Annotated in this window: 16 protein-coding genes; all 16 read left to right on the top strand. The window is 34.8% G+C overall.

Going from position 1 to position 13,339, the window contains the following annotated elements:
• Positions 1 to 86: 86 nt before the first annotated feature.
• The 16 genes from rpsA to ndk all read left to right on the top strand — a co-directional run bounded on the left by rpsA (position 87) and on the right by ndk (position 13,326).
• Positions 87 to 1,220 carry a 30S ribosomal protein S1 gene (gene rpsA, locus BN999_RS05890; RefSeq protein WP_096270474.1) on the top strand — a complete coding sequence of 378 codons (1,134 nt, stop codon included), beginning with the start codon at positions 87 to 89 and terminating at the stop codon, positions 1,218 to 1,220.
• 104 nt (positions 1,221 to 1,324) lie between these two features.
• On the top strand, positions 1,325 to 1,906 hold the full coding sequence (locus BN999_RS05885; protein WP_096270473.1) for a YphA family membrane protein: 582 nt from the start codon (positions 1,325 to 1,327) through the stop codon (positions 1,904 to 1,906).
• A gap of 43 nt (positions 1,907 to 1,949) precedes the next feature.
• Positions 1,950 to 2,840, top strand: coding sequence for a YIEGIA family protein (locus tag BN999_RS05880; protein ID WP_096270472.1), 891 nt, complete (start codon positions 1,950 to 1,952; stop codon positions 2,838 to 2,840).
• Positions 2,841 to 2,842: 2 nt separating this feature from the next.
• Positions 2,843 to 3,028 carry a capping complex subunit for YIEGIA gene (locus BN999_RS05875; RefSeq protein WP_096270471.1) on the top strand — a complete coding sequence of 62 codons (186 nt, stop codon included), beginning with the start codon at positions 2,843 to 2,845 and terminating at the stop codon, positions 3,026 to 3,028.
• A gap of 189 nt (positions 3,029 to 3,217) precedes the next feature.
• Positions 3,218 to 4,528: a ribosome biogenesis GTPase Der gene (gene der, locus BN999_RS05870; protein WP_096270470.1), complete on the top strand. Its 1,311-nt coding sequence runs from the start codon at positions 3,218 to 3,220 to the stop codon at positions 4,526 to 4,528.
• Positions 4,529 to 4,541: 13 nt separating this feature from the next.
• Complete coding sequence (locus BN999_RS05865) at positions 4,542 to 5,579, top strand: NAD(P)H-dependent glycerol-3-phosphate dehydrogenase (protein WP_096270469.1); 1,038 nt, start codon at positions 4,542 to 4,544, stop codon at positions 5,577 to 5,579.
• 63 nt (positions 5,580 to 5,642) lie between these two features.
• On the top strand, positions 5,643 to 5,903 hold the full coding sequence (locus BN999_RS05860) for a stage VI sporulation protein F (protein WP_096270468.1): 261 nt from the start codon (positions 5,643 to 5,645) through the stop codon (positions 5,901 to 5,903).
• Between the two features lie 362 nt (positions 5,904 to 6,265).
• On the top strand, positions 6,266 to 6,463 hold the full coding sequence (locus BN999_RS05855; RefSeq protein ID WP_096270467.1) for a DUF2768 domain-containing protein: 198 nt from the start codon (positions 6,266 to 6,268) through the stop codon (positions 6,461 to 6,463).
• A gap of 18 nt (positions 6,464 to 6,481) precedes the next feature.
• A complete protein-coding gene (locus tag BN999_RS05850; protein ID WP_096270466.1) occupies positions 6,482 to 7,201 on the top strand; it encodes a hypothetical protein in 720 nt (239 codons plus the stop codon).
• Positions 7,202 to 7,510: 309 nt separating this feature from the next.
• Complete coding sequence (gene spoIVA, locus BN999_RS05845) at positions 7,511 to 8,989, top strand: stage IV sporulation protein A (RefSeq protein WP_096270465.1); 1,479 nt, start codon at positions 7,511 to 7,513, stop codon at positions 8,987 to 8,989.
• A gap of 580 nt (positions 8,990 to 9,569) precedes the next feature.
• On the top strand, positions 9,570 to 9,842 hold the full coding sequence (locus BN999_RS05840) for an HU family DNA-binding protein (protein WP_036688170.1): 273 nt from the start codon (positions 9,570 to 9,572) through the stop codon (positions 9,840 to 9,842).
• Positions 9,843 to 10,030: 188 nt separating this feature from the next.
• A complete protein-coding gene (gene mtrB / locus BN999_RS05835; RefSeq protein ID WP_096270464.1) occupies positions 10,031 to 10,246 on the top strand; it encodes a trp RNA-binding attenuation protein MtrB in 216 nt (71 codons plus the stop codon).
• Between the two features lie 128 nt (positions 10,247 to 10,374).
• Positions 10,375 to 11,082: a heptaprenyl diphosphate synthase component 1 gene (locus BN999_RS05830; protein ID WP_141249040.1), complete on the top strand. Its 708-nt coding sequence runs from the start codon at positions 10,375 to 10,377 to the stop codon at positions 11,080 to 11,082.
• 1 nt (position 11,083) lies between these two features.
• Positions 11,084 to 11,788 (top strand): demethylmenaquinone methyltransferase, encoded by a 705-nt coding sequence (gene menG / locus BN999_RS05825; protein WP_096270462.1) that lies wholly within the window; start codon positions 11,084 to 11,086, stop codon positions 11,786 to 11,788.
• A gap of 36 nt (positions 11,789 to 11,824) precedes the next feature.
• On the top strand, positions 11,825 to 12,796 hold the full coding sequence (gene hepT, locus BN999_RS05820) for a heptaprenyl diphosphate synthase component II (RefSeq protein ID WP_096270461.1): 972 nt from the start codon (positions 11,825 to 11,827) through the stop codon (positions 12,794 to 12,796).
• Between the two features lie 83 nt (positions 12,797 to 12,879).
• Positions 12,880 to 13,326 carry a nucleoside-diphosphate kinase gene (gene ndk, locus BN999_RS05815; RefSeq protein ID WP_096270460.1) on the top strand — a complete coding sequence of 149 codons (447 nt, stop codon included), beginning with the start codon at positions 12,880 to 12,882 and terminating at the stop codon, positions 13,324 to 13,326.
• Positions 13,327 to 13,339 lie beyond the last annotated feature (13 nt).

Genomic DNA, 13,339 nt, shown 5'->3' with positions numbered 1-13,339 from the left:
GTTTAACTAAAGGTTTCCGCAAAAAAATAAAAACGATTAGTTTTTATTTTTTGCTATTTTGTTTTTTTGGTTAAGGAGGAATAGAAATGAGTGAAACAAATCAAGAAAATTTAAACTTGCATGTTGGGGATAAGGTATCTGGAACGGTCGTAAAAGTTGAGGATAAACATGTACTTGTTGATTTTGGCTATAAAACAGAAGGTATTATTCCAATTAGTGAATTGTCGAATTTGCATATTGAAACCCCAAATGAAGTAGTTAAAGAAGGTGACAAACTCTCTTTGGCAATCAAGAAAATAGAAGATGATGAGGTAATCCTATCTAAGAAAGTTATTGATTCCGAGCTTGCCTGGGAAGAATTAGAATCAAAATTCCAATCTGGCGAGGTTTTTGATGTTCAGATTAAGGAAGTAGTTAAAGGAGGATTAGTTGCTGATATTGGTGTTCGAGGTTTTATGCCGGCATCATTAGTAGAGGCCCATTATGTGGATGACTTTTCCGAATACCAAGACCGTATTCTTTCTGCTAAAATTGTTGAATTAGACCGGGAACAAAATCGTGTTATACTTTCGCATCGTGCCATTGTAGAAGAAGAGCAAGCAAACAAAAAGTCCCAATTATTACAATCGATTGAAGAAGGACAAGTAATTGAAGGTACTGTTCAACGTATAACTGATTTTGGTGTATTTGTTGATTTGGGTGGAGTTGATGGATTAGTACATATTTCTCAACTATCACATGATCACGTTAGCAATGCTTCAGAAGTAGTTGCTGAAGGAGATAAAGTTAAAGTTGAAGTTCTTTCAGTTGACCGTGACAATGAACGTATTGCATTATCTAGAAAAAAAGTATTGCCTGGGCCATGGGAAAATGTCGAAGAGCAACTAAAACCTGGGCAAGCAGTGGAAGGTACAGTAAAACGATTAGTGAATTTTGGTGCATTCGTAGAAGTACTACCTGGTGTAGAGGGACTAGTACATATCTCACAAATTGCTAATCGCCATATCGGTACCCCTCACGAAGTACTAGAAGTTGGTCAAAAAGTAAAAGTCAAAGTACTAGATATTAATGAGTCCGAAGAAAGAATGTCATTAAGTATCAGAGAATTAGAGGCTGAAGAGGAAGCAAAAGAATATAAACAATACCAAAGAGATGAGGAACAATCTAGTTTCCATCTAGGCGACTTAATTGGTGATAAACTGAATAAATTTAAGCAATAATAATTGGATATTTACTAGGAACCCCCTTTCTGTTTAAGAGAGGGGGTTTTTTAGTTTAAAAAAGCAATATCATAGCAATAATATAAGATGGTAGGTGAGCAACAATGTCTGGAATTTATTTTTATTGGGTCTCTTGGTTACTATGGGCGATGGTTACGTTTATATTACCAAAGGACAAATCAAGAACGGTATTAGCGATATGGATATTATTAACCATTATTGTTTCCAATTTCTATATTTCAATTGCTGATTTTGAATTTTCTATATCTTATTTAGCCGTTGTAATTGGAGGTTTTGTCCTCCTTGCAAGATTAAAGCAGAAGGGGTTACAAATATTTTCTGCAATTACTATTATGATTGGTTTTACGAGTTTGTTAATCTGGGAGACAAACGCCCCTGTATGGGTTTTTATGCCAAGATTAGTTATCATTCCATTGATTTGTATGATATTAACGATATTTGTTAACAAACAATTTATTAATAGAATAACCATTAGCATTATTGGATTATGTAGTGGGGAATTTTTATATAATTTACTGTTAATTAATTATTCCATAACACAAACCATAGGAGATCGTAACTTTTTGGATACACTATTCATAAATATATTTTTATTAATTTCAATAGAAGTATTAAGACAGGTAAAAGATAGAGTAATGCTGTCTTTTAAAATCAATAACGTGTAGGTATTAGAAAATTATAGTAAAACAAAACATATGAGGTGTCTAAATGAATGAATATACAATGCCAATAGTTTTTGGAGTAGTAGTAGGTACTATTGCAAGGATGATTATGCTCCGGACAGATTATAGACAATACCCAACATATCTACATGGTAAGATTATACATGTAGCTTTAGGATTTATTGCCGCTTCCCTGGGTGCTGTTGCGGTTCCTGCAATTATGGAAATGAACTTTACGGCAGTTACATTTTTGACTGTTGCAGCTACACAATTTCGAGAGGTAAGAAATATGGAACGGAATACATTATCAGAAATTGATGACTACGAACTTGTGTCTAGAGGAAAAGCATATATTGAAGGTATAGCGATTTCTTTTGAAAGTAGAAATTATCTAGTCATTCTAACGGCTTTTGTCGGAACATTATTTTATTTAATCTGGAACGTTTACATAGCAATAATTGGAGCATTTATTTGTTTGATAATAAGTAAGGTGCTACAAAGTGGTAGTACGATCCGAGATCTTGTTGAAATTGAATATGCTCCTCCACATTTCGATGGCGCTGGATTATATGTAGACAATATTTATATAATGAATATCGGACTTCCAGAAAGACAAGAGGAGATATTAAAATATGGAATGGGATTTGTATTAACTCCTAAAAATATAAATGTTGTAAATACTATTGCTCACTTAGGGCAGAGGCAAGCAATATTGCATGATGTCTCAGTATCATTAGGTGTTTTCAGAGATTCAGGAACACCAGCATTAGTACCGCTTATTAAACGAGATTTAGATGATGGAAGAATTGGAGTATTTATATTACCTCAAATTAGAGATAAAGATAAAGCAATGAAAATAATTGGTGCTGTTCCAGTTCTTGAAACGGCAATCCGAATGCCTTCTAAATCGAATACTCGTAATAGGGAGGTAAACTAATTATGGTAATAGAAAAGGCAGTCTTAGCAATTATTACGATGAATAAAGCAAAGGTGTCGGGTGGTGCGCCTATTTTTATTTGCGAGAATATGGATGAGTTACATAAAACTGCTGCTAATTTAGAGGCAATTACCGATGGTATTGCACATGCTTTAAGTGATGAACTATTTATCATCGTAAAACATTAATAATTGTTAAGAATGGTATCTTTTGCTAGAATAGATAAAGTTATTAAATTCTCGTTGTGGTCATTAGCCTTCTGAACAGCTACATGACCTGAATGCGCTTACTAATGTTACGGTTTTTAGTTCGCATCATAATTTAATAATACTTATGAAGAATTACACAAATGAATGTAAGAGAGGATGTTCCTTTCGATGAGGAAAGCAGTTGTCGCCATAGTAGGCCGACCAAATGTTGGTAAATCTACCATTTTTAATAGACTTGTTGGAGAAAGAATTTCAATTGTTGAAGATATTCCTGGTGTAACCAGAGATCGGATTTACTCACAGGCGGAGTGGCTTAATACTAAATTTGACCTAATTGATACTGGTGGTATTGAAATTGGAGATGAGCCGCTACTGATTCAAATGCGTCAACAAGCAGAAATAGCAATTGATGAAGCGGATGTTATTGTTTTTATTGTCAATGCAAAAGAAGGTATTACTGCAGCAGATGAGGAAGTAGCCAAGCTATTATTTAAATCTAATAAACCAATTGTACTCGCAGTAAACAAAGTTGATAATCCAGAAATGCGAGATGAGATTTATGAATATTATTCTTTAGGTTTTGGAGAACCTTTTCCAATCTCTGGTGCACATGGACTGGGACTTGGAGATTTATTAGATGAAGTGGTAGGTCATTTTCCTGAACTAATACAAGAAGAAAAAGACGAAGACACTATTTATTTTAGCTTAATTGGTAGGCCAAATGTTGGGAAATCATCTTTGGTTAATGCTTTACTAAATGAAGAACGTGTCATTGTTAGTGACATAGAAGGTACTACACGTGATGCAATAGATACTAAATTACATAAGGATGATCAGGATTATGTAATCATTGATACTGCAGGTATGCGAAAACGTGGGAAAGTATATGAATCAACTGAGAAATATAGTGTGTTACGTGCACTAAGAGCGATAGAACGTTCTGATGTTGTTTTAGTTTTAATTGATGCAGATACGGGAATTAGAGAACAAGATAAAAAAATTGCTGGATACGCACATGATGCAGGACGTGGAATCGTCATCGTTGTAAATAAATGGGATACAGTAGAAACTGATGAAAAGACAATGAAAGAATATGAAGAAAAGATAAGAGCGCATTTTCAATTCCTAGATTACGCTCCAGTCGTATTCTTATCAGCAAAAACCAAAAAACGTTTGCATACATTACTACCGATGGTGAAAATTGCTAGTGAAAATCATTCAAAGAGAATTGCTACCAATGTACTAAATGATGTAATTATGGATGCCATTGCAATGAATCCTACTCCTACTGTAAAAGGACAAAGACTAAAGGTGTTATATGCGACACAAGTGGCGGTTAAGCCGCCAGCATTTGTTATTTTTGTAAATGACCCGGAATTAATGCACTTTTCGTATAAACGTTTCCTTGAAAACAAAATAAGAGATGCGTTTGAATTTGATGGAACACCGATAAAGATAATTGCACGAAAACGAACATAGGGGGGAGTACATTTTGAAAAAAGTAGCTGTATTAGGTGCAGGTAGTTGGGGAACCGCTTTAAGTATTGTATTAGCTGATAATGGGCATGATGTTCGCCTGTGGACACATCGTAAAGAGCAGGCAGATACAATCAATTCAACTCATAAAAATGAACATTATTTAGAAATTATGATTCCTGATAAAATACAGGCATTCCACGAAATGGAAAAAGCCATTCATGGTGTTGATTTTATCCTGCTTGTAGTGCCAACCAAGGCGATTAGAGATGTATGTCGAGACCTTAATGGAATTCTAAAACACAACCCGATTATCATACATGCGACAAAAGGTATCGAGCCTGGTACCTTAAAGAGAGTCTCACATATGATTGATGAAGAATTAGTGAATGTTAATTATGAGGATATTGTCGTCCTTTCTGGCCCAAGTCATGCAGAAGAAGTAGCTCAAAGGCAACCGACTACTGTTACGGTTGCGTCTATTAACGAACAAAATGCTAAAGAGTCTCAGGACCTATTTTTTAATGAGGTTTTTCGTGTTTATACAAGTAGTGATGTTATTGGAATTGAGCTAGGTGGTGCTTTAAAAAATATTATTGCGTTAGGAGCAGGAATTTCTGACGGACTTGGATTTGGCGATAATGCTAAAGCTGCTCTTATTACTAGAGGGTTAGCTGAAATCACAAGGCTTGGAACATTTCTTGGTGCGAATCCTTTAAGTTTCCTTGGTTTACCTGGTGTTGGTGACCTAATCGTGACATGTACAAGCGTACATAGCCGTAACTGGCGAGCGGGTAACCTTTTAGGAAAGGGAAGAGATTTAGAGGAGGTACTTGAGCAAATGGGAATGGTTGTGGAAGGAGTACGGACAGCAGAAGCGGCTTACCAATTTGCAAAAGAACAGAATATAGACATGCCTATTACAACTGGAATTTACGATATTGTTCATCATAATAAGAAGCCAAAAGAAGTTGTGGAGCAGTTGATGAATCGTGATAAACGCGAGGAAATGGATGATTTAGCCTCTTTATTGAAGAACAGATACGCTCGCTAACACAAAGCAAATATTCCTTGCATATACTATGTTGAAGTAATATAGCAGCAAGGAGGCGAGCGTGTGAGCAATAAAAGTAATAATCCATTTGACAAAATCCAGCAAGGTGCAGGAATTAGTCCTAGCGAAATATATAAAGTTGCTGATTCAGTAAAGAATGCCGATTTCTCGGATGAAAAAACCGTTCGAAGGCTGGTTAGGCAATTAGCTAAAATGGCTAATAAACCTCTTTCTAAAGAGAAAGAAGACAGATTAGTTAAGTCCATTACTGGAAATAAAGTTCCAACAGATCTTAACTCGCTGAGTCAGTTATTTAAAAAATAACGTCAGGCTGGGCAGGTGAGGATACAACCTCGTGTCTACTCGCATAAAATAAAACGCACAAGCATTCATAGATAGAGTCTGCTAAGGGTTATTTAGTCAAACCAGGGTGAAGAAGGCCCCTCTTCATCCTGGATTTTTTGAGTTTTCTAACCAATTCACTTTGCCTGAATCACTTTGATTTCACTTCCTGAGTAAGGGACAAACACTCCCTGGATTTTCTAATTAATTACATTTACCTTGTGTATAGAATATATGAAATAAAATTCACCGGGAACACCCCGTGTTTTAAATGCTGATTTGGAGTCAATATGATATAATTACGGTTGCAGAATATATGGACAAGTAGATTTAGAGGTGAAAAAATGTCAGAATCAATGCTTAAAATGTGGATCTCTCTAGCTGGGATGGGATTATTGATAGTAGCAATTGGTCTTATTTTATTAAGCAGACATAAGTTAAAAGGAATAATTTCTGTATTTGTTTCGTTATTAGCATATGTTAGCTTGTTTTTGGGAGGCATTATTATTCTTTATATTGTATTCAGCGGACCAACTATATAAGCTATGGAGGTTTAGTGTATGAGACATACATATATATTAGTTACAGCAATCGTTCTATTAATTCTAATGAGCGGATGTGCATATCCAAGTAACGAACTAAAGAAGAATCAGACCCCAAACCAAGCACAGCTTGATATGGTACAGTCTTCTGTAGAGGAATATCAGGAACGTACGAGTGGTTTATTACCTATTCGTACGAAGCCAAACGAGACTCCTATCTTTGAAAAATATTTAATTGATTTCAATTTATTGAAAGAACAAGGAGTTCTAAGTGAAGTTCCAGGAAATGCTTATGAAAATGGTGGAATCTATCAGTATGCCATTTTATACCCTGAGACAGAACCACAAGTAAAATTGATTGATTTACGAATAACGGATGAGCTTAGAAATGTTTTACTAAGAATAAATACTTATCGTGACAAAAAGCTATACCCACCTTATGGTGAAAAGGTGGGGCCAAATCTATATAGCGTAGACTATGAAAAAATAGGTTTAGATGCTCCGCCAGTCGTAGATAGCCCGTATTCAGAGGCGCTACTTCCAATTATTATGGATACGGAAGGTAATCTTTTTGTAGACTACCGTATCGATTTAAACAGTGCTTTAAAAGAATATGAGCATTATTTTAAAGAAGGTGACGATATCCGTTATCTATTAGCGGAAAATACCCCCTTCTTACCGGCCTATTCATTACCCATAACGATTAAAGATAATGAACCGGTCTTTATGACAGAATAATTTCTCATAATTATTCCCCTGCAGCATATATTTGTTGCAGGGGTTTTTTATTTGACAGAACGGAAAATATATTAAATTCTTTTCCGCCTGTATAAGAGAAACTTCCCATTCGCTAGTAAAAAGTGATTGTGAGTTTTTCTATAGCAAGGGGTGATTAATAAATACCGGACTACGAAAATTGAAATAATCATTTATTTTAATTCTTTTGCATATATTAAGTCATAATTTGATAGGACAACATCATAGAATTGTAGTGTCAATTATTCGTAGTTTGTTCATTTAATATTGTTGTGATCGGGAGGGGATCGTTTGAAAAAGGTAGATATTTTTAAAGATATTTCAAAACGTACGAACGGCGATATATACCTAGGTATTGTAGGAGCTGTTCGGACAGGGAAATCAACATTCATAAAAAAATTTATGGAATTAGTTGTGCTTCCAAACATTGAAGAAGAGAGTGAAAGAGCAAGAGCACAAGATGAATTACCTCAAAGTGCTGCCGGCAAAACCATCATGACTACTGAACCTAAGTTTATACCTAATCAAGCAGTTAATGTAAAAGTTGAAGAAGGTTTGGATGTCAATATAAGACTAGTGGACTGTGTAGGGTACGCAGTAGAGGGTGCAAAAGGATTTGAAGATGAGAACGGCCCAAGAATGATTAACACCCCTTGGTATGAAGAACCAATTCCATTTCATGATGCAGCAGAAATTGGCACTAGAAAAGTAATTCAAGAACATTCTACAATTGGTGTGGTCGTTACAACGGATGGATCTTTCGGTGATATTGCAAGAGGAGATTACATTGAAGCAGAGGCCAAGGTAATAGAGGAACTAAAAGAGGTTGGTAAACCTTTCATCATGGTAGTGAATTCGGTACACCCTACAAGTCAGGAAACTGAACTGCTAAGACAAGAATTATCGGAACAATATGATATTCCAGTATTAGCAATGAGTGTAGAATCCATGACAGAACATGATGTATACAATGTATTACGAGAAGCATTGTATGAGTTCCCGGTACTAGAAGTTAATGTTAATCTTCCTAGCTGGGTTATGGTACTTAACGATAACCATTGGTTGAAAGAAAGCTACCAGGAAGCAATTCAGTCAACAGTCAAGGACATTAAAAGATTGCGTGATGTAGATACTATTGTAGGTAATTTTGCAGACTATGATTATATTGACAAAGCGAATCTCTCTGGAATGGAAATGGGAGAAGGTATAGCTGAAATTGATTTACATGCACCAGATTACCTTTATGATCAGGTATTAAAGGAAATTGTAGGGGTAGAGATAAGAGGAAAGGATCACTTATTAGAATTAATGCAGGATTTTTCATATGCAAAGAGGCAATATGACCAAGTTGCAAGTGCCTTACAAATGGTAAAGCAAACTGGATATGGTATTGCAGCACCTACTTTGGAAGATATGGAGTTAGAAGAACCCGAAATAATCCGACAGGGTTCCCGATTTGGAGTCAGACTGAAAGCTGTAGCCCCTTCGATTCATATGATTAAAGTAGAGGTAGAGTCGGAGTTTGCTCCAATTATTGGAACAGAGAAACAAAGTGAAGAATTGGTGAGATACTTAATGCAAGATTTTGAAGAAGACCCATTATCTATATGGGAATCTGACATATTTGGTAGATCACTGAGTTCTATAGTGAGAGAAGGTATTCAAGCTAAGATTTCTCTGATGCCTGAAAATGCTCGCTATAAGCTTAAGGAAACACTAGAGAGAATTATAAATGAAGGCTCTGGTGGATTAATAGCGATAATTCTATAAGATAGAGGCTGGGACAAAACCCCAGTAAATTAATATAAGCATGGTCCTTACCAACGTTTTAATGGTAAGGACCATGCTTATTATTTTTCGCACGCAATTTTCTGATATTAAAGTAAACAAAAAGGACACCATCTATACCGCCAAAATGGGTAAATCTAGTTTAGGAAATGGAAATGATTTCAAAAAACTGGTTCCAAGCAATTTTCAATCGCTTAGAACCAGTTTTTTATTACTTTCTGGCTAGTTTTGTCCCAGCCTCTATTTTTTATTTAAATTCTATAAAATAAAGAAGGAATTTAGAATAAAGTATCGAATAGCTATATTAAGGGCTTTCTTATTACTAGCTGCAAATTACCATTTACTGGTAGAATATTGGGAACATCTGAAAAAAAACGGATAAAAAATGAAAAAATAGTAACTTTTTGTTGAATTTTAGAGAAATCTCGTTTAATATTAGCCTTGTCACTATTGATTATAGGGGCATTCGAGTATAAAAGTTGGTAAATTGGTTAACAAATGATGAGAGAGAATATTTGTACCAATGTGACCCTATTCTTTATTTTGGGAGGAGGTGAATGTCATGAATAAAACAGATTTAGTAAATGCTGTTGCTGAAAAAAGCGAACTTTCTAAAAAAGATGCTACAAAAGCTGTTGATGCAGTTTTCGAAGCTGTCATGGATTCACTTAAAAATGGTGAAAAAGTACAATTAATCGGTTTCGGTAACTTCGAAGTACGTGAACGTTCTGCACGTAAAGGTCGTAACCCACAAACTGGGGAAGAAATCGAAATCCCTGCAAGTAAAGTTCCTGCTTTCAAACCAGGTAAAGCCCTTAAGGACAGCGTAAAATAATACGTACATAGGGTTAAAGGGTGCGTTCATTCGCACCCTTTTTTCTTTTTCGTAGTTAGGAATGTATATTAAACTTTCTGCACGTAGAGAAAACTAACAAATTCGCTTAGTATGATTGAATATGAGTTTTTCTAATATTACTTTGAAATGCGATAATACTAATAGTAATATACGAGGGAGTGAAAAATATGAATAACAATACCGACTTTTTCGTCATAAAAGCACTAGAAGATGGAGTGAATGTTATCGGTTTGACAAGAGGATCTGATACCAAGTTTCACCATTCCGAAAAACTAGATAAAGGTGAAATAATGATAGCTCAATTTACAGAGCACACGTCAGCAGTAAAGGTAAGGGGTAAAGCAGTAATCCAAACTAGCCATGGCGAAATAAGCAATAACTAACCAGAAAATTATAACAACAACCAAATACATATAATCCAACTTTTAGACTATCGTACATAAATAAATATGTTATAATGGCTTAGGTGACATAAAGGCTTTGAAGGGCTAAGGTGATTATATTGCTTGCTATGGAGAGGGAATTACAACAATTGAAATTGCAGATTGAAGAGACAGTTCATCATTCTTTCCTTTTAAAACATATAGAGAAACCAGAAATTGATGAGTATAAACTCTACTTTCTTCATTACATTTTAGATAAAACGAAAATAGCCCCTAATGTAAGAGATCAACTTATTATCACAACAATGCTTGTTCAAATTGCATTGGATATTCATGAGAATATTCCGGACGATACTGGAACTGATCGTCTATCAATAGAAATGGATAGTCAATTATCTATTCTAGCAGGGGATTATTTTAGTGGATTATATTACTCCATTTTAGCGGATATCAATGAACGAGAATATATAACAGTGCTTGCTACAGCTATTAAGCAGATAAATGAATTGAAAATGAAACTTTATTTTATGGATAGTGATTCAATTGAAGACTATTTTGAAATTCGAAAACAAATTCAGTCGTTGTTGATTAAATATATTGCTGAACATAATCAAGTGAATCAAGAAATCCATGTAATTGAAGAAATATTATTAACAAAAGAACTAATAAATAATGCCAGTACTTATTCAATTGAAGTAGATATACAAGATATTCTTGAAAAGCAAGTAAATAAAACAAAAGGTATGATAGATATGCTACCTGAACGTCAAAAACAAGAATTTTTACAAGTTCTTAACTCCATTATCTATCAACATACCTCTTCGGAGATGGAATAAAATGCAACAAAAATCAAAAGAAGAACGGGTACACCATGTATTCGAAAAAATTTATGACAAATACGATACGATGAATTCCATTATTTCTTTCCAAAGACATAAATCTTGGAGAAAAGATGTTATGAAGCAAATGAATGTAACAAAAGGTGCTTCTACTTTGGATGTTTGCTGTGGAACAGGGGATTGGTCGATTTCACTAGCTGAATCAGTGGGACCTACAGGTAAAGTTATAGGTTTAGACTTTAGTAAAAATATGTTATCTGTTGCTATTGAGAAAAACAAAGATTATAACTACGACCAATTATCATTTGTACACGGAAATGCTATGGAGTTGCCATTTGAAGATAATTCCTTTGATTTTGTTACTATTGGATTTGGACTTAGAAATGTACCAGACTATATGACTGTATTGAAGGAAATGTATCGTGTAGTAAAACCTGGTGGTAAGGTTGTATGTTTAGAAACCTCTCAACCAACTATGTTCGGATTTAAGCAATTATATTTCTTTTATTTCCGTTTTATTATGCCATTATTCGGTAGAATTTTTGCTAAAAGTTACGAAGAATATGCTTGGTTAAATGAATCGACCAGAGATTTTCCAGACAAACTTACATTAAAGAAAATGTTTTTGGATGCTGGATTTTCAAGTGTGAAAGTTAAAAGCTATACTGGCGGAGTTGCTGCCATGCATATGGGGATCAAATAATTCTTATCAGTTTGTACAAAACAAAAGGTGAATCACATGAAACTACCAAAAACTTATAACTACCTCAAGAAAGATCTGGACTTAATTGAATCATCTTTAATGGATGCAATACAAGCCAATCATCCCGTTTTACGAGAAGCATCTACGCAATTGCTAAAGGCAGGAGGAAAACGAATTCGACCTGTCTTTGTTTTGTTGTCTAGTCAATTTGGTAGAGTTGATATGGAACAGGTTATTAACGTTGCTGTTTCATTAGAATTGATACATATGGCTACCCTTGTTCATGATGACGTCATTGATGATGCATCATTAAGAAGAGGAAAGCCAACGATAAAAAAGCAATATGGGAACCGTGTGGCAATGTATACAGGTGACTACATATTAGCTCGCGCACTAGAGACAATCACCCAGATTTCAAATCCCGACATACATAAGACTCTTTCTGATGCACTAGTAGAAGTGAGCTTAGGAGAGATTGAACAAATTAAAGAGAAGTATAACTGGGATCAAAATATAAAAACTTACTTTAGAAGAATTAAACGTAAAACCGCCCTGCTGCTAGCATCGAGTTGTAAACTTGGTGCGATGACTTCTGGTCTATCTCAAAAGGAAATAAACAAATTATACTATTATGGTTACTATATTGGCATGAGTTATCAAATAATCGATGATATTTTAGATTTTACTTCATCTGCTGAGCAACTTGGTAAACCTGCTGGCAATGATTTATATCAAGGGAATATTACACTACCAGTTCTATTTGCAATGCAAAATGAAGAATTTAATCTTCTATTAAGAAATACTTTTAGAAAACCCGAAGATGTAACAAAAGAACAAATGGATATTATAATTCGGGCTCTAAAGGAAACGAACGCCATCGAGATGTCCTACGAAATTAGTGAGCGTTATTTAAGAAAAGCGTTTCATGCTCTTCGCGATTTTCCACATAACAAAGCAAAAATAACGCTTGAACAAATTGCAAAATATATTGGCAAGAGAAAACAATAGAATTTATTGTTATTTTTACAAAAGTTTGATAGAATTTAAAACGGTTACATAATCATATATACATAAAAACTGAGGTGTAGAACATGGAAAAAACATTTTTAATGGTTAAACCTGATGGTGTACAAAGAAACTTAGTAGGTGAGGTAGTAAATCGCTTCGAGAGAAAAGGTTTTAAATTAGTAGGAGCTAAATTAATGCAAATCACTGATGAGTTAGCTAGTGAGCATTATGGCGAACATAAAGAGCGACCATTTTTTGGTGAATTAGTTGACTTTATCACTTCTGGCCCAGTATTTGCAATGGTTTGGGAAGGCGAAAACGTGATAAATACTGCTCGTGAAATGATGGGTAAAACTAATCCTGCTGACGCTGCGCCAGGAACTATCAGAGGAGATTATGGTGTAACTGTTGGAAAGAACGTTATCCACGGTTCTGATTCACCTGAAAGCGCTGAGAGAGAGATTAATTTATTCTTTGACCAAAAAGAACTAGTAAGCTATGAAAAACAAGATAGCGCCTGGATCTATTAATATCAAAAAAATG

Origin of the sequence: Paucisalibacillus globulus (genome assembly GCF_900184735.1) — a bacterium.
GTDB classification, from domain to species: domain Bacteria; phylum Bacillota; class Bacilli; order Bacillales; family Amphibacillaceae; genus Ornithinibacillus; species Ornithinibacillus globulus_B.
Note: the sequence above shows the minus strand (reverse complement) of the source record. Positions and strands in the feature narration are given on the sequence as shown.